Genomic DNA, 22,441 nt, shown 5'->3' with positions numbered 1-22,441 from the left:
TCTAATGGCTATGAACAATTTTAAAATAGACAGCGAACCAAAAATTCAATCAGGATTTAAGACACCTGATCGTTTTTTTGATGATTTTTCGTCAAAAATTATGGAACAATTACCTGTAAATGAGCCAAAAGTAATTTCTTTTTATGCGAAAAGGAAAAACTGGATTTTAGCTGTTGCTGCCATAATAGTTCTGGCGTTGACTGTCCCAATTATCAATAAATTTAATACTCCATCTGCCGAATTAGACGTAACAACGTTAGAAAATTACCTTACGAATCGCGCTTCAATTTCTGATGATGATTTAGTGGAGCTTCTTGATGAAGAAGATATTCAAAAAATGAAAGTCGATTACAAGATTGAAGATAAAGCCATAGAAGACTTGCTTTCTACCAATTCTAATTTAGAAGAATATATTATATATTAATGCTGTATAAAAAAAAATCCATCTATTCCAATTTTTTTAATAAACAAATAGTAGCTACAGATGAAAACACATAAATTACTTTCGATATTTTTACTTTTAGTGGCCATTGGCACATCGGCACAACCTCGATTCAAACAAAAAAAAGAACAAATAAGGGCTTTGAAAGTGGCTTATATTACTGATGAATTGCAATTGACATCAGATGAAGCGACAAAATTTTGGCCACTATATTATGCGTTTGATGACAAACAGCGGGAATTAAAACAAGATAAAATGCGTTCCTACATGAATCGATTTGAAAGTGGTGAAGTAGAAAAAATGAGTGATAAAGAAGCTCTAAATTTCTTAAATCAAATGGAAAGTACGGAAGATGAATTGTACCAGCTTCGAAAAAAATTCATAGCCAATTTAAAAGTGGTGCTTTCGCCAATAAAAATTATAAAACTTAAAAAGGCCGAAGAAGGTTTTAATATAAAGCTATTGAAACAGTATCGGGATAAAGGACTACAGAGGCCGTAATTTGCCATTTTTATGGTTGTTCCTTCAAATGGATGATTAAATACATTCCGATAATTTTGATGTAAAATAGTAGCAATTAAATAGTATTAAAAAAACGTTAATTAAAACAACAGCGACTTAGTTGTCCTATTTATTGGCACAGTAATTGGGTTGTAGGTAAAGTAATCAATTCTATTTTAAAACGGATTTCAATAAATGCTATACTAACTCAAATATTAAGTATCATGAAAATTAAAATAATCAGTTCGTTGCTTTTGACCACTTTGCTTACTTCGTCCCTTTTAGCCCAAGACAAAACAATTGTTAATGCAACGAGTTCAGAAATTAGTGATAATCTAGATTTGAGAGCGATAGCTTCCATTTTTGGAGAAGCACAAAACCTTGAAGATTTTGAGAGACAATTGAATGATCCGAAAATTCAAATTTCTAACTTGGATTTAAACGACGATAATCAGGTTGATTATTTGAGGGTTATAGAATCGGTAGAAGGGAATACCCATTTAATTATCGTGCAATCGGTTCTGGGGCGGGATAGCTTTCAGGATGTAGCTACTATTGAAGTGGAAAAAGACAGAAATAACCAAATTCAAGTTCAAGTTGTAGGGGATGTTTACATGTATGGACACAATTATATTTATGAACCCGTTTATGTACATGCGCCCATAATTTACACTTCTTTTTGGATTGCGAGTTACCGTCCTTATTCTTCCGCTTGGTATTGGAATTATTACCCAACCTATTATTATGCTTGGAATCCATATCCAGTATTTAGATATAGAAACAATATCAATGTGTACATAAATTATGACAATCAATATAATTATGTAAATTATAGACGCAGTCAAAGAGCCGTGACTTTATTGGATACCCGAAGATCAAATTATTGTGAAAGACAGTACCCAAATCGCTCTTTTGCACAAAGAAACACAAACGCTGTAAACCGTTATCAATTAGATCAAACCAGAACAATCAGGAATGTGGGTTCAAAAAATGAAATCGCTTCGAATTCCACCCGAAATACAACTCCAAGAGAAAACGGACGACCAAATATGAATGGAACAAGAGAAACTAGTACTCCAAGAACGGAAACACAAACAAATACGAATGCAACAAGGGAAAATACTTCTCCAAGGTCAGGAACGGGTATTAGAGAAAACTCTAATTCTACCAGAGAAACCAGTTCACCTAGAGTGGGAACAGGAATTCGGACAAATTCTATTTCCACAGGAGAAAATAACATTCAAAGAAGTCAAAATAATGTGAGTCCACGTATCAATTCTAATCCCCAAAATGTAAGAAACGAAAATTCCGGTATTAGAAATATGACTCCGCCCAGAAATGAATCTCAAAGGTCAAATTCAGAAACTAGAAATGTACCACAAAGAGAAAATCAACAAACTAGAAATGCAACTCCATCAGGAAATAATAGAGGAGGAAGTTCTAGAAGGTAATTTTTTAGGTTTTTTTCAAAAGTAAACACTGCTCCGGCGGTGTTTTTTTTTGTACAATATCAATTGGAACGTTATTATAAAAAAAATATCTCATATAAATATCTTAATCTGTTTTATAATGGTAAATTTGTGGGCTTTTTCTAATAAATATTTATGAGCACTCAACATAGCGATCTTCACAGTAAATTAACTTTAGGTGGATTATTAATTTCTTTAGGAATAATTTACGGAGATATTGGAACTTCCCCATTATATGTGATGAAGGCTATACTTGGCCTTGACTTCGCAATTAATAAAGCACTGGTTTTAGGAGGTGTTTCTTGTGTTTTTTGGACATTAACATTGCAAACTACAATAAAATATGTTTTAATTACCCTAAGTGCCGACAATCATGGTGAAGGGGGAATTTTTGCTTTATACGCATTGGTTAAACGAACCAAAATTAAATGGCTCATTATTCCCGCCATTATAGGGGGAAGTGCGCTACTAGCGGATGGAATCATCACGCCACCCATTTCCGTTTCTTCTGCGGTAGAAGGTATTCGAACTTTTTATCCACAAATAAATACGATTCCAATTGTAATTGGGATACTTTTTGTTTTGTTTACCATTCAACAATTTGGCACAAAGCTTGTTGGTAAGTTTTTTGCGCCTATTATGTTCCTGTGGTTTATGATGTTGGGGATTTTAGGAGTTATACAAATATCAAGTAATTTAGAAGTTCTTAAAGCCATTAATCCTTACTATGCCTATCACTTATTAATTGCTGATAAAGGTATTAATCCTGAAGGTTTTTATGTGTTGGGATTTGTGTTTTTGTGTACCACGGGGGCCGAAGCCTTGTATTCGGATATGGGACATTGTGGAAGAAAAAACATTAGAATAAGTTGGATATTTGTAAAAATAACCTTGCTATTAAACTATTTTGGACAAGCCGCTTATTTGATACAACACGAAGGAGAAACGCTTAGAAGCTTGGGCGGATCGAACTCGAACCCGTTTTATTTATCAATGCCAACTTGGTTTCAGCCTATCGGAATCGTAATAGCCACTCTTGCCGCGGTAATTGCTTCTCAGGCCTTAATTAGCGGTTCATTTACCTTAATAAATGAAGCGATGCGATTAAACTTTTGGCCAAAAGTAAGAATAAAATATCCTACAGAATTAAAGGGGCAATTGTACATTCCATCTATTAACTGGTTGCTATTATTGGGCTGTATTGGTATAGTGCTACATTTTGAAGAATCCAGCAATATGGAACACGCTTACGGATTGGCTATTATATTATGTATGATAATGACTACGGTATTACTTAATTTCTATTTGATCATGAAAAGGGTAAAGTTGTATTTTATAATGCCTTTAATTGCCATATACACTGTAATTGAATTTAGTTTTTTTATGGCAAATATCACAAAATTTGCCGAAGGGGGGTATGTGACTCTATTCATAGCAATTCTCCTGATTCTTATTATGACCACCTGGTATTTAGCCAAACAAATTAGTAAAAATTACACCAAATTTGTTAAAATTGACGATTATAAAAAAGTAATGGCCGAGTTAAGTGTCGATTTGTCAATCCCTAAATATGCGACACATTTAGTATATATGACAAATGCAGGCAGAACGGATGAAATAGAAGAAAAAGTGATGTATTCTATTTTGCAAAAACGACCAAAAAGAGCTGATATTTATTGGTTTGTTCACGTAAACATCTTAAATGAACCATATAGAAAAGAGTATAAAGTAACCAAAATAATTGAAGATGACTTGTTTAGGATTGATTTCAATTTAGGTTTTAGAGAGCCAACGAAAATTAATCTGATGTTCAAAGAAGTGTTGACGGATATGGTGAAAAACGGTGAAGTTGATGTAACCAGTCGTTATGAATCGTTGAGTAAAAACAATATTCTTGGAGACTTTAAATTTGTATTGTCCGAAAAATTCATATCAAATGACAGTGATTTATTGTGGCATGAGAAAATTATTATGAATACATATTTCTTAATTAAAAAATTCAGTTTGTCTGAAGGGAATGCATTTGGATTAGATAGTAGTTCTGTCAAAATTGAACAATTTCCATTAGTATTGCATCCGCCAGAAAAAATTGATCTAATAAGACTCCAATAATTAAATGGAAACACTGCCCTAAACAGTGTTTTTTTTTGCAATAGACAAAAGCAACATTTATCATTTATACTTCAACATTCATCATTAAAGAGTACCTTTGCACCTCAATTATAAAAAATGAGATTACACAGAAATTTAGTTTATACTACGATAGATTCGCTGAATGCGATTTTTAATGAAGGAGAATATGCCGATAAAGTGGTTGCGAGAGCTTTAAAAAAAGACAAACGGTGGGGGAGTTCCGATAGAAAATTTGTTGCTGAGACCATCTATGAAATCGTAAGATGGAAAAGATTGTATGCGGAAATTGCCGAAGTAAAAGAACCGTTTGATAGGGATAATCTTTGGAGAATGTTTTCTGTTTGGGCTGTTTTACGCGGATATCCAATACCAGACTGGAGACAATTAGAAGGAACTCCGGAACGAAAAATAAAAGGACGTTTTGACGAACTTTCAAAAATTAGAGCTCTTAAGGAGTCTATCCCAGATTGGATGGATGAGTTGGGCGTAAAAGAGCTTGGCGAAAAAGTTTGGGCAACCGAAATTGCTGCTCAAAACCAACCCGCAAAAGTAATTTTGAGAGTGAATACTCTTAAAACAACTAGAGAAAAATTGCATGCCATTCTAATGGACTTGAATATTGAGACCGAATTTTTGAAAAATCAACCGGATGCCTTAGTTTTGAAAGAACGTGCCAATGTTTTTCTGACAGATGCTTTCAAACAAGGTTTTTTTGAAGTCCAAGATGCCAATTCGCAATTGGTTGCCGCTTTCTTGGATGTAAAACCCGGAATGCGCGTGGTAGATACTTGTGCCGGTGCTGGTGGGAAAACGTTGCATATTGCCTCTTTAATGGAAAATAAAGGCCAATTAATTGCGATGGATTTGTATGAAAGTAAATTGAAGCAATTAAAATTACGTGCCAAAAGAAATGGAGCTTTTAACATAGAATACCGGATTATTGACACCACAAAAGTCATCAAAAAATTACACGAAAAAGCGGACAGGGTTTTAATTGACGCTCCTTGTAGCGGATTAGGCGTTCTGAAAAGAAATCCAGATGCCAAATGGAAACTACAACCCGAATTTATAGATAACATTCGAAAAGTTCAAGCGGAAGTTTTAGAAAATTATTCTAAAATTGTGAAACCTGGGGGAAAATTAGTATACGCCACTTGTTCTGTATTGCCTTCCGAGAACCAAGAACAAATCAAGCATTTTTTAACAACAGATACAGGTAAAAACTTCATTTTTGTGAAAGATTCTAAAATTTTGGCTTCTGAATCTGGCTTTGATGGTTTTTATATGGCATTGTTAGAGCGAAAGGAATAATTGATTCTATTAAGCATGTCAAACTCTCTAAATACTGTTTAGAAAGTTTTTATTTATTAAAACTGTTAAAATTTAATGGAAATATTAAATTATGTTGTCAAAAATAATTTTTACAACAGAATATGAATTAAATTTGTTACCCCAAACAAAATTTATACTTAATTTTATTAATGCCACAATGAAAAAAAATTACTATTTAGTATCCTTACTTCTTCTTGTTTCTTTCTGTTTTGCCCAAGCACCAGCAGGATATTATAATAACGCCACAGGAACAGGGTATGCGTTGAAAACACAATTATATAATATTATTAAAGGTCATACAGACCAGTCATATCAGGGTTTGTATAATACTTATTTAACATCTGACATTGATGTTAGTTATGAAAAAGACGGGACAATTTTGGATATGTATTCAGAAAACCCAACTGGGGCAGATCCTTACAATTTTTCTTCTGGATCAGCACAAAGATGTGGCAGTTATTCTAAAGAAGGAGATTGTTATAATAGAGAACATATTATTCCGCAATCCATCTTTAATTCTGAATCCCCAATGGTTTCAGATGCCCATTTTATTACGCCTACCGATGGGACTGTAAATGGCTTAAGATCTAATTATCCTCATGGGAAAGTAGGGACTGCGAGTAAAACAACCCTAAATGGATCTAAGTTGGGATCTGCTTCAAACACGGGATATGCTACGGGTTTTACCGGAATGGTTTTTGAACCCATTGACGAGTTTAAGGGGGATATTGCAAGAATGTATTTTTATTTTGCTACCCGATATGAAAATGTAATCACGACTTGGGGGAATTCATATGCTCCGTTTAACGGAACCTCCGATCAAGTTTTTACGGATGCTTACAAAAACATTCTTTTAACCTGGAATGCCCAAGATCCAGTTAGCCCAAGGGAAATAGCAAGAAATAATGCGATTTATGCACGCCAAAAAAACAGAAATCCATATATTGACAATAATGCCTATGTAACTAGCGTTTGGGGTTCCCCAATACTAGCTGTTAGTACATATGATATATTGGCTGGTGTTTCTGTATATCCAAATCCAACTAACAATCATAGAATCGACATTCAAACTGAAACTGTTCTTGATGAAATCAATTTGATTAGTGTTAATGGACAAATAATTCAGCAAATTAAGAACCCACTATTACAAAACAATACGTATACGTTAGAAAACTTATCGAAAGGGTTTTATTTTTTGAAATTGACTTCAAACAACCAATCAGTAACTAAAAAAGTAATTGTGAATTAATACCATGTAAATAATTCCAATAAAAAAACTCCGATATGAAATTTCATTCTTATCGGAGTTTTTTTTAATTGCTATTTTGAACTTAATCATTCATAGAAATCAGGAATTCTTCGTTGTTTCTGGTTTTCTTGAATCGTTCATTAATAAAATCCATTGCCTCTACAGGATTCATGTCAGAAAGGTATTTTCTCATAATCCACATGCGTTGCAATGTTTTTTCGTCTAGCAGCAAGTCGTCTCTACGGGTGCTGGATGAGGTCAAATCAATAGCGGGGAAAATACGTTTGTTCGCAATTTTACGATCTAACTGTAATTCCATATTTCCTGTTCCTTTGAATTCTTCAAAAATAACCTCGTCCATTTTAGAACCGGTTTCCGTTAAGGCAGTAGCTATGATACTTAGTGAACCTCCATTTTCTACATTTCTTGCGGCACCAAAAAAACGTTTTGGTTTTTGTAAGGCATTGGCATCTACGCCACCACTCAATACTTTTCCAGAAGCAGGCTGTACGGTATTATAAGCTCTCGCTAAACGTGTAATGGAATCCAATAGAATCACAACGTCATGACCACATTCAACTAATCGTTTCGCTTTTTCCAAAACGATATTCGCTATTTTTACGTGTTCTTGAGGTTCTCTGTCAAAAGTAGAAGCGATTACTTCACCGCGAACACTACGTTGCATGTCTGTAACTTCCTCAGGACGTTCGTCTATCAAAAGCACAATTAAATACACTTCAGGGTGATTGGCTGCAATGGCGTTGGCAATGTCTTTTAATAACATCGTTTTACCAGTTTTGGGCTGTGCTACAATCATTCCACGTTGCCCTTTTCCTATTGGTGAAAATAAATCGATTATTCGAGTAGAAATTGAACTCCCTTTCTCTGCTAATCTGAATTTTTCTGTAGGGAAAACGGGCGTCAAGTGCTCAAAAGATACCCGATCACGAACCACCTGAGGATCATGACCGTTAATTTTTAAAACACGAACCAATGGAAAGAATTTTTCGCCTTCCTTAGGCGGGCGGACAACTCCTTTTACAGTATCTCCTGTTTTTAAACCAAACAGTCTGATTTGGGAAGTCGATAAATAAATGTCATCAGGCGAAGCCAAATAATTATAATCGGATGATCGTAAAAATCCGTATCCGTCTGGCATCATTTCAAGAACACCTTCACTTTCTATGATGCCGTCAAATTCAAAATCGGCATCTCTAAAATTGCTTTTCTTGCTTTTGAAATTTGGATTGCTGTTTTGGTTCGGATTTCCATTACCGTTTTGATTTAATTTGTGTAGCTGGTTTGGATTTATCTTTTTTTCAGGAGCTTTAATTTCAGTCTTTATGTCCAAGATGGCAGGCCCATTAATTTCTGGTTGATTTACTGCTTCACTGGGTACTGTTTTTTCTGCTTTAATTGCAATTTTTTTTTCGTAATCTGACTTTTTGAATTTAATTACTTTTGGAGTTTCTATAGCAACAGCAACGGTTTCTTCTAGTTCGGAATTTTTTTCTTTTTTTTCTTCTTCTTTTGGTAAAATGGGAGTTTCAACTATTTCTGAAAAAAGAGTTTTGGTATTCTTTTTTTGAATTGCAGGTTTTTTTTCTGGTGTAATCCGAGCTCTTTTAGGCTTGTCTTCAATAGTATCTGTATTTTCTTTTACTACAGGATTATTGTCTTGTGTTGTGGATTGATTCTCCAAAATTTGAGAGATTAACGCTTCTTTTTTAACGCCATTAATCTTTATGCTTTTTGCTAACTTAGCTATTTCTTGAAGCTCGGAAAGCTTCATTTCTTTTAATGCGGAAATATCAAACATGAATGTTATTTGAATTTAATTGATTTGGATACGATATAAAATGTGTAGTGTATTTTACCTTTGGAAATGCTCGTAAAATGAAGTGATTACGTTTTTGTTATGCAATAATACGAATAAAATTTGTGATACAATAGTATTTCTTAAAAAGAAAATATATTTTTGTGCTATAAAAATAATATATGATTCAGAGAATACAAACGGTTTACTTACTATTTGCGCTGGTTGTTACTGGAGTGTTACCATTTTTTTTCCCTTTGTGGACTTTGAGTGATGGCAAGGAATATTATTTTATGGCAAACCAATTTTACGCCATATTATTCGGTTTGAGTACTTCTTTATCTTTATTGAGCATTTTATTTTATAAAAAGAGACAGCATCAATTTGTTATTGGCAGATTGAATATCATATTAAATTTAATTTTATTAGGATTATTTGTATATCGTTCGTTAAATCTATCTGGAGAGACAGTGCTTGTTTCTGAGAAGGGTATTGGGATGTTTCTACCTATTATTTCTATCGTTTTTTTAGTTTTGGCCAACAAAGCCATTAAGAAGGATGAAGATCTCGTAAAATCTGCGGATCGATTGAGATAAACCTATAATATTAGTTTATTAGTGCGAAGAAAAACCTGGACAATACGTTCGGGTTTTTTTTGTTTAGGACAAAATAATTGGTTTAAAATATCACTATATTTAATGATATGATTACCAATGATTTTGGTTAACTTTGTTGAAATGAATTTCTACTATGGAGGATAAAATTAAAGTTTACCTGGCAGATGATCATCAGATGCTTATTGAAGGAATGAAAGCGGTGATTAAATCCAATGAAAATTTTGAAGTCGTTGGTTATTCATTAAATGGCGTCAATCTTATTGAAGATGTTACTATTTCAGATGCGGATATTCTTATTATGGATATTAATATGCCTAAAATTGACGGTATTGAAGTGTTGAAAGAATATTCGCGTCTAAAACGACCTTTTAAAGTTATTGTACTCTCTAGTTACGATGATTTAAAATTGGTTCGGGAGGTTATGAAATTAGGGGCTCGTGGGTACTTAACCAAACAAAGTGCGGCAGAAAGCATTATTGAAGCCCTTGTCGAAGTTACTAAAGGAGAGGAATATTTTTGTAAAATAATGCACGAAAAAATATTGAACTCTTTTGTTCAAAATAATCAAGAATGGAGTCAAAATAAAATAGTAGCCGACATTAATTTAACTCAAAGAGAATTGGTTATTTTAAAACTTATTGCACTAGAATTCAGTGGAAAAAAGATAGGTGAAAAATTATTCATAAGTGCCAATACAGTAGAAACACACCGAAAAAATTTATTGAAAAAAGTGAATGTGAAGAGTTCTATAGGATTAGCAAAATACGCGATTAGAAATAATTTAATCGATAATTTGAAAGGAGAATCTGACGTGATTGATTAGAAGTTCTACAATATAAAATAATTAGAAAAAAGCAATTTAATTTTATGCATGCTTTCTCTTTATGTTAATGGCAATCATTACTTATTGAATTAAGTAATGATTGCCATTAATTTTATATCAAAGCGGTTGCTATACTTGATACAAACTGTTTTATTTAAAAAAAATGTAGAATTTGAAATACTGGTTTGTTATTTAATAAATTCAATTTGCTGAGCTCCTTCGGCATGAACGCTATCAAAAAAACCTTGCTCATTCATCCAGTCATCACTAAATACTTTGCTCATGTATCGGGAACCATGGTCAGGGAAAATTGCAATAACATTACTATTTTTATCAAACTCTCCTTCGGCAGCATATTGTCTGATGGCTTGGAGTACCGCTCCTGAAGTGTATCCTACGAACAATCCTTCTCTTTTGGCAATTTCTCTTGTAACATGAGCACTTTCCTCATCGGTCACTTTCATGAAATGATCAATAACATCAAAATCTGTTGCCGTTGGAATCAAGTTTTTTCCTAAACCTTCAATTCGGTATGGATAAATTTCATTGTTGTCAAACTCTTTTGTTTCATGGTATTTTTTCAATACGGAACCAAAAGCATCAACTCCTAAAATTCTGATATTTGGATTTTGTTCTTTTAAATATTTTGCTGTTCCAGAAATAGTTCCACCTGTTCCGCTACAAGCAATAAGATGTGTGATTTTACCGTTGGTTTGTTCCCAGATTTCTGGCCCTGTAGATTTGTAATGGGCATCAACATTTAATTGGTTGAAATATTGATTGATATACACGGAACCCTTAGTTTCCTCATGCAACCTCTTGGCCACGCTATAGTAGGAACGATCGTCATCAGCGGAAACATGCGCAGGACAAACGTATACTTTTGCTCCCAAACTGCGAAGCATGTCAATTTTATCTTTTGAGGATTTTGAACTAACGGCTAAAATACAGTTGTAACCTTTTATGATACTCACCATGGCTAGACTAAAGCCGGTATTTCCAGATGTTGTTTCTATTATGGTATCGCCAGGAGAAAGGATACCTCGCTTTTCGGCCTCTTCTATAATAAATAAAGCAATTCTATCTTTAGTGGAATGACCAGGATTAAATGCTTCCACTTTAGCATAAAAATTCCCATCTAAATTTTCAGTAACCTTATTGAGCTTAATAAGTGGTGTGTTCCCTATTAATTCCAGTACATTATTGTAAGCTTTTATTTCTTCTTTCATAAAAAAAAAGTTAATCAAGACAATTATATTGAATATCTATTGACCTTAACACTATGCAAATTTAACAAAAAAAAACTAATAAAATTTCAATTTTTCTCTAAATCTAATAAAAAACTAAATTCTTTGGCTAGTTCTTTTAGTGCTTCAAATCTCCCCGATGCACCACCGTGGCCTGCATCCATATTTGTATCTAAAAAAAGTAACTTATTATTCTTTTTTGAGACTCTTAATTTGGCCACCCATTTTGCTGGTTCCCAATACTGTACTTGGGAATCATGCAATCCCGTAGAAATATACATGTTGGGGTAATCCTGTGCTTTTACATTGTCATAAGGTGAATATGACTTCATGTAATCGTAATATTTTTTAACATTTGGATTTCCCCATTCGTCATATTCTCCTGTTGTTAATGGAATCGTATCGTCGAGCATCGTTGTTATTACATCTACAAAAGGGACTTGGGCAATAATACCGTTGTATAATTGTGGCGCCATATTTACAATAACACCCATTAATAATCCGCCTGCTGAACCTCCTTCGGCATATAAATGTGCTGCGGAAGTATATTTTTGTTCAATTACAAATTTAGAGCAGTCGATGAAATCGGTAAATGTATTTTTCTTTTTCAATAATTTACCATCTTCATACCATTGTCTTCCCAGGTCTTCTCCTCCTCTAATGTGCGCGATGGCATAAACAAAACCTCTATCTAAAAGAGACAAACGAGTGGAAGAAAAATAGGGATCCATTGATATTCCATATGAGCCGTACGCATAAAGCAACAATGGATTTTTGCCAGTTTTCTCCAATCCTTTTCTGTAAACCATAGAAATTGGTACTTTCGTTCCGTCAGCAGCTGTGGCCCAAATGCGTTCTTCGGTGTAATTGTTTTTGTCGAATTTCCCTCCCAGAACCTGTTGTTCTTTCTTGATTTCCTTTTCTTTGGTTTTCATGTTGAAATCAATTACGGAGGAAGGTGTAGCCATTGATTGATAGCCGTAGCGTAATATATCTGTATCAAAATCTACGTTTGCAGTCGTATATGCCGTATAGGTCTCAATCTCGAAAGGCAGATAATATTCTCCTTTTCCGCTCCAAGGCATGATCCGAATGGTATTCAGACCGTTGCTTCTTTCGGAAACCACCAGATAATTTTTGAATATGTCAATATCTTCAATTAAAACATCATTTCTGTGCGGAATCAAATCTGTCCAATTTTCTTTTGATGTTGCCGTTTCTGGAGTTTTCATCAACTTGAAATTGATGGCTTTATTGATATTGGTCACGATATAAAAACTGTCTCCATAGTGTGAAATACTGTATTCCAAACCACGAACTCTTTTTTGGAAAACCTTGAATTTATCGTCGGGATTATCTGCTAAAATAGTACGGTATTCCGTTGTCAAGGTACTTGAAGAACCAATAACAATATATTTTTTCGATTTTTCTTTTGCCACAGAAACATTGAAAGTATCGTCCTTTTCAAAGAAAACCAATTTGTCATTTGCAGTTTCGGTTCCTAATTTATGTTTGAAAACTTTATCAGAACGCAAGGTTTTTTCGTCTTGTCTGGTATAAAAAATAGTTTTATTGTCATTTGCCCAAGTCGAATTTCCAGTGGCATTTTCGATCCTATCCGAAAGGATTTCGCCTGTAATCAGATTTTTTATTTGCAGGGTATAAATGCGTCTTCCTATGACATCAAGAGCAAATGTGGCAAACTGATTGTCGGTGCTGATGCTTAACCCGCTCAATTGGAAATATTTTTGTCCTTTTGCCATTTCGTTGCAATTGAACATGATTTCTTCTTTTGCCTCAAGGCTTCCTTTTTTTCGTGAATATATGGGGTAATCATTGCCAGTTTCAAAGCGTGTAATGTAATAATATCCGTTGTATAAATAAGGAACCGATTCGTCATCTTCTTTGATTCGGCTCTTCATTTCGTCAAACAATTGCGTCTGAAACTTTTTGGAATCGGCAGTTAAAGCATTGTAGTAATCATTTTCTTTATTTAAGTAATCAATGACATCGGGATTTTCTCTATCGTTGAGCCAAAAGTAATTGTCTATTCTAACATCACCGTGTTTTTCTAAAATTGTAGGAATTATTTTAGCAACGGGTGCTTGCATTTTTTCTGTCATTTTTTGAGCTTTAATTCTTATGGAAATTAATGCAAAAGTAATACAAAGACAACTTAAGATAAATCTATTTTTCATTAAAATTAACGGAATGTTACTGTGGTTTTATTAATAATAAGTGGCATTAATGACTAAATCCGCATTGATTTTCTGGAGATCAAGCAGTAATGATAGTAAATTGAAACAAATTCATATAAAAAAACAAAGGTAATAAAACCGCTTTTTCACTCCGTTTGGATTGATAAACAAAGTAATAACAGATTGTTGAAAGCTACTCTCATAGCTCTACAATAAAAATAAAATACCTAACCTATACTAATTCTTTATTGGAAAAATAAAGATTACCCAAATAACCGCTTTTTTAAGTATTATGGTTATTTAATAATTGCAGAACAAGCCACTCTGGCACCAGAATTCCCCGCAGGTTGTGAAACATAATCGTCCGGACCTTGATGTACTATCAAACTTTTTCCAAGAATGTCTTTTGTTGCATCTCCACAACCAATACACCATTCTTTAGTTGTTATCATGATGGTTCCATTGCCATATTCATCGGTGGTAAAATTTCCGATATCGCCTTTATGAGATTCACCTTCACTTAGTTTACCGTGTTTTTTGAATGTTGGGTTCCAATGTCCTCCAGCCGAACTTCCATCTGCAGCCGAACAATCTGATTTTTCGTGGATATGGATGGCATGAATGCCTGGTTTCAATTTTTTGAAATTGGCCACAAAAGTCACCTCGCCATTTTTTTCTGTAAAAGTGCCTTTTCCGCTAACTTTGCTGTCGCTTTTAGGTTCAAAAGTCACATTTAATTTATTTGTTACACCATTTGAAGAGTTGGTTTTACATCCAATAATAACCACAATTAGTAGAACGATTGAAAGGATTATTTTTTTCATGACTTTTTAGATTAAATTATAGAATAAATTTACTCATAATTTTTTAGAAGTAGTAGTTTTAATTGTAAAATCTATTTTGTTTTTTCTCCAACAAAATAATCATTAGTCGATTTGAATAACACATTGAAAGTAGTTAAACTACCATAAATTCGAGTTATATATTGTTGCAACTCAATTTTTTCAATTTCCTCAATTTTGCTGGCATTGATTTTTTGTTCCATTACCCGAACTCGGTCTCGAACCATAATAATCTTGTGAAAAAAAGTATCGATTGGAATTTCTTTCGAGGCCAATCCTGCTTGACCTGGGTCTAAAATTATTTTTCCGCCTTTCCATTTGTCAGCAATAGGAACGATTTCGGAAATATCGGACCATTTTTTCAAAAGATGGAGTAAGCTTTTTTCTACATCATGAAAACTCACCGTATCGACCTCATTTTCTGTGGCTTCAATCACCTCAAATTCACTTTCAAAGGCAATGGTCTCCAACCCATTTTCAATAAAGGTTACCCAATATTCTTTAGCGGATACATTGGTGATAACTCCTTTCCCAAATTCATGGTGATTGATTCGGGAACCTATTCCTAATATTTTCATGTTAATGGTTTTAATTTATTTTTGTGCTAAAATATTCATTTTTATTTAATAAAAAAACCGCACTGATTTTGGAAACAGGTGCGGAATTTTTCTAAGCAATCAAATACTAAAAATCTTTCTGTTTAGAAGCAGTATTGGTTTTCTGTCACTAATTTTGTAGTAATCGTTTCTCTTAAACCTACAATATTTGGCATATTGGTATATTTGGTAAAACGGCGTAATCCCATCAACATCATTCGTTGTTCATCACCTTCAGCAAAAGAGATAACACTTTCTTTTCCTTTTTGAGTTACAATATCCACTGCTTTGTATAAATATAATTTTGCCATAGCAATTTGCTCTTGTACTTTGGCTTCTCCATCTTTTTTAGCTAATTTTTCAGTTCTAAGAATAGTACTTTCAGCCATGTAAATTTCAATCAAAATATCTGAAGCTGCCATCAATAATTGTTGGTGAGCATCTAAATCTGGTCCGTATTTTTGAACAGCTCCGCCAGCAACCATTAAGAATGCTTTTTTCAATTTTCCAATCATTTCTTTTTCTTCGGCAAATAATTCAGAATAATCGGGAGTTTCAAATGATGGGATTCCCATTAATTCTTCTTGTACTTTTGATGCTGGTCCGAGTAAATCAACGTGACCTTTCATCGCTTTTTTGATTAACATTCCTACAGATAACATTCTGTTGATTTCGTTAGTTCCTTCATAAATACGAGCAATTCTAGCATCTCTCCAAGCACTTTCCATTGGCGTGTCTTCTGAAAATCCCATTCCGCCAAAGATTTGAATTCCTTCGTCGGCACAATTTTGAATATCTTCTGAAACCGCTACTTTAAGAATTGAACACTCAATAGCATATTCTTCAATCCCTTTTAATTCGGCTTCTTGATGTGAGGCACCTTCAGTTTCACGAGATATGATTCGGTCTTCAATATCTTTTGCAGCACGGTAAGTGGCACTTTCTCCGGCATAACAGCTGGCAGCCATTTCTGCTAATTTGGAACGTACTGCACCAAACTGTGAGATTGCAGTATTGAATTGAATTCTTTCATTAGCATATTTTGTGGAATTTGTAATCACACGGCGTTGCGCATCTAAGCAGGCTGCGGCCAATTTGATTCGGCCTACGTTTAAAGCATTCATGGCTATTTTGAAACCATTACCTCTTTCAGATAGCATGTTTTCAACAGGAACTTTCGTGTCCGCAAAGAAAACCTGACGGGTAGAAGAGGAGCGAATTCCTAATTTGTGCTCTTCTTCATTCATAGAAATACCATTATTTGGGTCATTTTCTACGATAAATCCAGTTATGTTTTTATCATCTCCGATACGGGCAAAAACAATAAAGACATTACAAAAACCGGCATTTGTAATCCACATTTTTTGTCCTGAGATAGAATAATATTTTCCATCTTCGGATAGAACGGCTTTTGTTTTTCCGGAATTAGCATCAGATCCTGCGCCTGGTTCTGTCAAACAATAAGCTCCAAACCATTCACCAGAAGCTAATTTTGTCACATATTTTTGTTTTTGTTCTTCAGTTCCATACAAAGTGATTGGCAAGGTTCCAATTCCGGTATGTGCTCCAAAAGCTGAAGAGAATGAACCTGTAGCTCCCGAAATATAATCGCAAACTAAAACAGAATTTACAAATCCCATCCCCATTCCGCCATAAGCTTCAGGAACTGTGATACTCAAAAAGCCCAATTCAGCAGCTTTATGCATACTTTCTACCGTTAAAGCAAAATCTCTTTTCTCAAAACGGTCTTTGTTTGGCCAAATTTCTTTGTCCACAAACTCTCTTACAGAGTCACGCATCATTAATTGTTCTTCATTGAAATCTTCTGGAGTGAAGATGTCTTCGCATTTTGTTTCTTTTACCAGGAATTGACCTCCTCTTGTTTTGTCGTTCATGACTTATTTTTTTAGATGATAGACTTTAGAGTAAAGAATATAGAAAATAGAATATAGAGTTTTGTGAATAGATTTATTTTAGTCCATTTTGAAATCCCATAGTCATTCTTTGAAATTCTTCTACTTTTGTTTCTAATTGATTAAATTTTATTTCGTTAATGTATTTTCGATGCTTTGCAACTATTAGTTGTGTAATTAATTCAAAAGAAGAGCCTAAAGAGATATCTATAAAATGGCTAAATGATTTATCAGTTCTAGATGAACCTTCGGCTATATTACTAGGTATTGAAACTGAACATCTGCTTAATTGTGAACTTAAATCAAATCTTTCGTGTTTTGGAAAGTCTAAAAGTATGTCAGAAACATCATTTGCGATTTCTATTCCAAGTTGCCAAATTTTCAGATTCTTATAATTATGACGCATATTTTGTCTTTTACGGCAATATTCTTTTCTCTTCTGCCTACATCAACTCGTAAATCCCCGCACTTCCTTGTCCAGTTCCTACGCACATACTCACAATTCCATATTTACTTCCTCTGCGTTTCATTTCGTCAAATAATTGAACCGATAATTTTGCACCGGTACAACCAAGAGGGTGACCTAAAGCAATTGCTCCACCGTTTACGTTGACGATATCCGGATTTAGACCTAATTCACGAATTACGGCTAATGATTGAGAAGCAAAAGCTTCATTCAATTCAATTAAATCAATATCTTTCAATTGTAAACCGGCTTGTTTCAATGCTTTTGGAATTGCTTTTACCGGGCCAATTCCCATGATTCTTGGTTCCACTCCAGCTGAAGCAAAGTTCACCAAACGTGCTATTGGCTCCAGATTCAACTCTTTTACCATTTCTTCACTCATGATTAAAACAAAAGCTGCTCCGTCACTCATTTGGGATGAATTTCCTGCAGTCACACTTCCATCGGCAGCAAAAACAGGTTTTAATCCAGTCAATGCTTCTACCGATGTTCCTGCTCTTGGACCTTCATCTTTATTGACAACATAAGATTTGGTTTCTTTTTTGCCATTTTCGTTTATGAAAGTTTGCTCGATGGTAATTGGAACAATTTGTTTGTCGAATTTACCTTCGGCCTGTGCTTTCAAGGCTTTCATGTGGGAGTTATAAGCAAACTCATCTTGATCTGCTCTGGACACATTATATTGTTTGGCAACGGCTTCTGCGGTCAGTCCCATTCCCCAATAATAATCTTCGTGTCCAGCTTTTGCGACAGCATAATCCGGAGTAGGTTTGTAGCCTCCCATCGGAATAAAACTCATGCTTTCGGCACCACCGGCAATAATACAATCGGCCATTCCGGACTGGATTTTGGCTGTGGCTATCCCGATAGTTTCTAATCCAGAGGCGCAATATCTATTTATTGTCACACCCGGAACATCTTCGATTTTCAATCCCATTAAGGAAATCAATCGTCCTACGTTCAATCCTTGTTCGGCTTCTGGCATGGCATTTCCTACCATCACGTCATCAATACGTTTTTTATCAAAATCAGGCAACTCATTCATCATGAATTCAATGGTTTCGGCTGCCAGTTCATCGGGTCTTTTAAATCTAAAAACTCCTTTTGGTGCTTTTCCTACTGCAGTACGATAAGCTTTAACTATATATGCTGTTTTCATTTTTTTTTCTTTTTAAGAGTATAGAAAATAGAGTATAGAAAATAGACTTTAACGCTGTCTTAAATCTATATTCTATTATCTTTTTTCTATTTTCTAATTGCGAAGAGGTTTTCCTTTAGTTAACATAAATTGGATGCGCTCCAATGTTTTTCTTTCGGTGCAAAGAGATAAGAAAGCTTCACGTTCCAAATCCAATAAATATTGCTCAGATACTAATGTTGACTCTGATAAATCGCCACCCGCCATTACATAAGCCAGTTTGTTAGCGATTTTCTGGTCGTGATCTGATATGTATTTTCCCGCTTGCATTTGATCTGTTCCAACTAAGAACATTCCTAATGCTTGTTTTCCTAAAACTTTTACATCATTTCTGCGAATTGGTTGTGTGTAACCGGCTTCCGCCATTAGTAAAGCGTGTTTTTTCGCTTCGGCAATCTGACGGTCTTTGTTGACTACAATGATATCTTTTCCATGTTGCAAAAGACCGGTATCAAAGGCTTCGTAACCGGAAGTTGATACTTTTGCCATTGCAATGGTCAAGAAATATTCTTGTAAAACATTTAATTCCACATCGTTTTTACGGAATAAATCAGAAGCTCTCAAAGCCATTTCTTTCGATCCGCCACCACCAGGAATTACACCGACACCAAATTCCACTAATCCCATATAGGTTTCTGCAGCAGCAACAACTTTATCCGCATGCAAACTCATTTCACAACCACCGCCAAAAGTCATTCCGTGTGGTGCAACAACAACAGGAATTCCTGAATAGCGCACACGCATCATCGTGTCTTGGAACATTTTGATAGCCATATTCAATTCATCATATTCTTGTTCCACCGCCATCATGAATATCATCCCGATATTGGCTCCAACAGAGAAATTGGCAGCTTGGTTTCCTATAACCAAACCTTGATGTTCCTTTTCGGATAAATCAATTGCTTTATTGATAGCTGCCAAAACATCACCACCAATGGTATTCATCTTGGATTGGAATTCTAAATTCAAAATTCCGTCTCCTAAATCTTGTATAATCGCTCCGCTATTGCTCCATACTTTTTTGCTTTCGCGAATGTTGTTCAAGATGATAAATGCATCCTGACCTGGAACTTTAGTTTGTGATTTTGTTGGAATATTATAGAAAAAAGTCGCTCCTTCTTTTACAGTATAAAAACTAGAAATACCAGAAGCCAACATATCATTTACCCAAGCGGCAGGCGCTAAACCTTCGGCTTTCATGATTTCGATTCCTTTTTCAACACCAATGGCATCCCAAATTTCGAAAGGACCATTTTCCCATCCGAAACCGGCTTTCATCGCATCATCAATTTTGTATAACTCATCGGAGATTTCTGGAATTCTGTTCGAAACATAAGCGAACATTCCCGCAAAACTTTTTCTATAGAATTCTCCCGCTTTGTCTGTTCCTTTTACCAGAACTTTAAAACGATCAATAGGTTTATCAATTGTTTTTGTCAATTCTAAAGTGGCAAAAGATGCTCTTTTAGCCGGACGGTATTCTAATGTATCTAAATCCAAAGACAAAATATCCTTGTCTACTTTTTTATAAAAACCTTGACCCGTTTTGCTTCCAAACCATTGATTTTCCACCATTTTATTGACAAAATCTGGCAATTTGAACAATTCGTGTTGCTCATCATTCGGGCAGTTTTCATAGATTCCGTTGGCAACATGCACCAAAGTATCCAATCCAACCACATCAACCGTTCTAAAAGTGGCCGATTTTGGACGACCAATAACTGGACCAGTCAATTTATCTACTTCTTCAATCGTTAATCCCATTTCTTTGACCAAATGAAACAAACTCTGAATACCGTAAATTCCAATTCGGTTTCCAATGAATGCCGGGGTATCTTTGGCTACTACCGAAGTTTTGCCTAAGAATTTTTCTCCATATATAGTAAGGAAATTCAAAACCTCAGTTGCCGTTTGTGGACCAGGTATGATTTCGAATAATTTTAAGTAACGCGCAGGATTAAAAAAGTGTGTGCCACAGAAGTGTTTTTGGAAATCTTCAGTTCGTCCTTCGCTCATAAAGTGAATCGGAATTCCTGAAGTGTTTGAAGTTACCAAAGTTCCGGGTTTTCTGAATTTTTCAATTTGTTCAAACACCATTTTTTTGATGTCTAAACGTTCCACCACCACTTCAATAATCCAATCGACAGCAGCAATTTTAGCCATGTCATCGGTGGTATTTCCAGTAGTAATTCTGTTGGCAAATTTTGGATTGTAAATAGGGGATGGTTTCGATTTTAATGAATTGGCTAAATGCTCATTCACCAATCGGTTTCTGACAATTTTACTTTCTAAAGTAAGCCCTTTTTTAGCTTCAGCTTCAGTGAGTTCTCTTGGAATAATATCCAAAAGTAAAACTTCAACCCCAATGTTAGCAAAATGACAAGCAATTCCCGAACCCATAATTCCGGATCCAATTACTGCAATTTTTTTAATTGATCTATTCATCTCATTTATTTTATTTGGTATTCAATGTAACTCGTTAATTGATTTAATAACCTAGATTGTCATTATATAGGCTCATTTCATTTCTATTTTTCTGTTTGATTAAATATATTTTTGTTTTGAATCAGTTCATTGATGGTCTCTGCAACTTCAATGAAGTGCTGTAGTTTTTCTTCTGGGATATTTTTACGAATGGTTTCGTTAAATTTCAAAACGGTATTACGCGACAATTCTCTTTTTTCTTTCCCAAAATCAGTCAAGTAAATCAACACGCCTCGACCGTCATTTGGGTTTTTCTTTCGGATAATTAATCCCCTTTCCTCCATAGATTTTAAGGTCCTGGTCAAGCTTGTGGCTTCCATTCCCATTTTTGGTCCTAATGTGGTGGATGGAGTTCCTCCTTCTTTGTCAATACTTAACAACGCAAATCCTGTCGCCATAGTAGCATCGTATTTTGCAGCTTCTTCATTATACATTCTGGCAACCGCTTGCCAAGTGGCACGAAGTATGTAATCTATCGTTTTGTCTTTCATATTCAACTATATCGATTTCAAATATACTAAAAAATACTATGCATGCATAATAAATTTAAATAAATTTTCTATAAAAAAAACTCATCTAATGGATGAGTTTAATTTTATAGAAAATTTAGGGAACAATTTATTATAATTTTCCGTTAACAAGGGAAATAGCTGCTCCAACAAATGAGCCCATTATGACATTTATTAAAACATCTGTCACGAAATTTTGGAAATTCATAGGCATGCCGGAGTACATGAAAAAATCCATTGATAAACCATAGAAAAACCCAATTACTGCTCCACCAAATAGACCCGTTTTAAAGGTGGTAATATTTGCCCATTTAACAAAAATGTAGGAAACAAATAAACCGAAGGTCAGGCATCCTAGAGCGATAAATTCGACCTTCATGTCTTTATTTGGATGATAAATGTTTGGGAATAGTGTTTGATAAAACAATCCCCCAAGAATAAAGTCAACAATCCCTCCTACAATCCCGGAGATTAAAAATTTTTTGGCATTCATAATCATTTGGTTTTAAATAGTTTATAGAGGTAAAGTTAAGCGAAAATCGATATTAATTAACAGTTTGTTAATTTTTTTTTAACATTGAAATGTTTTTTGAATATCAATGAAGA

At 34.5% G+C, this 22,441-nt stretch carries 19 protein-coding genes; 8 read left to right on the top strand and 11 right to left on the bottom strand.

Features of this window, described 5'->3' with window-relative positions; all coding sequences use genetic code 11:
* Positions 1-4: 4 nt before the first annotated feature.
* From DB895_RS01295 to DB895_RS01270, 6 genes are all read left to right on the top strand, one after another.
* Positions 5-424: a hypothetical protein gene (locus DB895_RS01295; RefSeq protein WP_116723529.1), complete on the top strand. Its 420-nt coding sequence runs from the start codon at positions 5-7 to the stop codon at positions 422-424.
* 60 nt (positions 425-484) lie between these two features.
* Positions 485-943 carry a sensor of ECF-type sigma factor gene (locus DB895_RS01290; RefSeq protein ID WP_116723528.1) on the top strand — a complete coding sequence of 153 codons (459 nt, stop codon included), beginning with the start codon at positions 485-487 and terminating at the stop codon, positions 941-943.
* A gap of 224 nt (positions 944-1,167) precedes the next feature.
* A complete protein-coding gene (locus DB895_RS01285) occupies positions 1,168-2,394 on the top strand; it encodes a hypothetical protein (RefSeq protein ID WP_116723527.1) in 1,227 nt (408 codons plus the stop codon).
* Between the two features lie 153 nt (positions 2,395-2,547).
* Positions 2,548-4,524, top strand: coding sequence for a KUP/HAK/KT family potassium transporter (locus tag DB895_RS01280; protein ID WP_116723526.1), 1,977 nt, complete (start codon positions 2,548-2,550; stop codon positions 4,522-4,524).
* Between the two features lie 117 nt (positions 4,525-4,641).
* Complete coding sequence (locus DB895_RS01275; RefSeq protein ID WP_116723525.1) at positions 4,642-5,856, top strand: RsmB/NOP family class I SAM-dependent RNA methyltransferase; 1,215 nt, start codon at positions 4,642-4,644, stop codon at positions 5,854-5,856.
* Positions 5,857-6,034: 178 nt separating this feature from the next.
* Complete coding sequence (locus DB895_RS01270) at positions 6,035-7,126, top strand: endonuclease (protein ID WP_116723655.1); 1,092 nt, start codon at positions 6,035-6,037, stop codon at positions 7,124-7,126.
* A gap of 82 nt (positions 7,127-7,208) precedes the next feature.
* Here the strand turns inward: DB895_RS01270 and rho are convergent, their stop codons facing one another.
* A complete protein-coding gene (rho, locus tag DB895_RS01265; protein WP_116723524.1) occupies positions 7,209-8,945 on the bottom strand; it encodes a transcription termination factor Rho in 1,737 nt (578 codons plus the stop codon).
* Positions 8,946-9,124: 179 nt separating this feature from the next.
* Here rho and DB895_RS01260 point away from each other — a divergent pair, with 179 nt between their 5' ends.
* Together DB895_RS01260 and DB895_RS01255 are read left to right on the top strand one after the other, a co-directional pair.
* Positions 9,125-9,538 (top strand): DUF4293 domain-containing protein, encoded by a 414-nt coding sequence (locus tag DB895_RS01260; protein WP_116723523.1) that lies wholly within the window; start codon positions 9,125-9,127, stop codon positions 9,536-9,538.
* Positions 9,539-9,692: 154 nt separating this feature from the next.
* Positions 9,693-10,382 (top strand): response regulator, encoded by a 690-nt coding sequence (locus tag DB895_RS01255; RefSeq protein WP_116723522.1) that lies wholly within the window; start codon positions 9,693-9,695, stop codon positions 10,380-10,382.
* 188 nt (positions 10,383-10,570) lie between these two features.
* Here the strand turns inward: DB895_RS01255 and DB895_RS01250 are convergent, their stop codons facing one another.
* The 10 genes from DB895_RS01250 to DB895_RS01205 all read right to left on the bottom strand — a co-directional run bounded on the left by DB895_RS01250 (position 10,571) and on the right by DB895_RS01205 (position 22,328).
* Positions 10,571-11,611 (bottom strand): PLP-dependent cysteine synthase family protein, encoded by a 1,041-nt coding sequence (locus DB895_RS01250; RefSeq protein WP_116723521.1) that lies wholly within the window; start codon positions 11,609-11,611, stop codon positions 10,571-10,573.
* An 86-nt stretch (positions 11,612-11,697) separates the two neighbouring features.
* A complete protein-coding gene (locus DB895_RS01245; protein ID WP_116723520.1) occupies positions 11,698-13,752 on the bottom strand; it encodes a S9 family peptidase in 2,055 nt (684 codons plus the stop codon).
* 371 nt (positions 13,753-14,123) lie between these two features.
* Entirely contained in the window at positions 14,124-14,651 is a 528-nt protein-coding gene (locus DB895_RS01240) for a superoxide dismutase family protein (RefSeq protein ID WP_116723519.1), read from the bottom strand.
* Between the two features lie 71 nt (positions 14,652-14,722).
* Positions 14,723-15,247 carry a hypothetical protein gene (locus DB895_RS01235; RefSeq protein ID WP_116723518.1) on the bottom strand — a complete coding sequence of 175 codons (525 nt, stop codon included), beginning with the start codon at positions 15,245-15,247 and terminating at the stop codon, positions 14,723-14,725.
* Between the two features lie 122 nt (positions 15,248-15,369).
* Complete coding sequence (locus tag DB895_RS01230; RefSeq protein ID WP_116723517.1) at positions 15,370-17,160, bottom strand: acyl-CoA dehydrogenase family protein; 1,791 nt, start codon at positions 17,158-17,160, stop codon at positions 15,370-15,372.
* 73 nt (positions 17,161-17,233) lie between these two features.
* Positions 17,234-17,584 (bottom strand): four helix bundle protein, encoded by a 351-nt coding sequence (locus DB895_RS01225; RefSeq protein ID WP_116723516.1) that lies wholly within the window; start codon positions 17,582-17,584, stop codon positions 17,234-17,236.
* Positions 17,585-17,621: 37 nt separating this feature from the next.
* Positions 17,622-18,803 carry an acetyl-CoA C-acyltransferase gene (locus DB895_RS01220; protein WP_116723515.1) on the bottom strand — a complete coding sequence of 394 codons (1,182 nt, stop codon included), beginning with the start codon at positions 18,801-18,803 and terminating at the stop codon, positions 17,622-17,624.
* Positions 18,804-18,896: 93 nt separating this feature from the next.
* Positions 18,897-21,287, bottom strand: a complete 2,391-nt coding sequence (locus DB895_RS01215; RefSeq protein ID WP_116723514.1) for a 3-hydroxyacyl-CoA dehydrogenase/enoyl-CoA hydratase family protein — start codon at positions 21,285-21,287, stop codon at positions 18,897-18,899.
* An 83-nt stretch (positions 21,288-21,370) separates the two neighbouring features.
* Entirely contained in the window at positions 21,371-21,817 is a 447-nt protein-coding gene (locus DB895_RS01210) for a MarR family winged helix-turn-helix transcriptional regulator (protein WP_116723513.1), read from the bottom strand.
* Between the two features lie 130 nt (positions 21,818-21,947).
* Complete coding sequence (locus DB895_RS01205; protein ID WP_116723512.1) at positions 21,948-22,328, bottom strand: hypothetical protein; 381 nt, start codon at positions 22,326-22,328, stop codon at positions 21,948-21,950.
* Positions 22,329-22,441: the final 113 nt, after the last annotated feature.

The organism is Flavobacterium psychrotolerans, from assembly GCF_003097635.1.
Classification (GTDB): domain Bacteria; phylum Bacteroidota; class Bacteroidia; order Flavobacteriales; family Flavobacteriaceae; genus Flavobacterium; species Flavobacterium psychrotolerans.
This window is presented reverse-complemented; position numbering and strand designations above follow the sequence as displayed.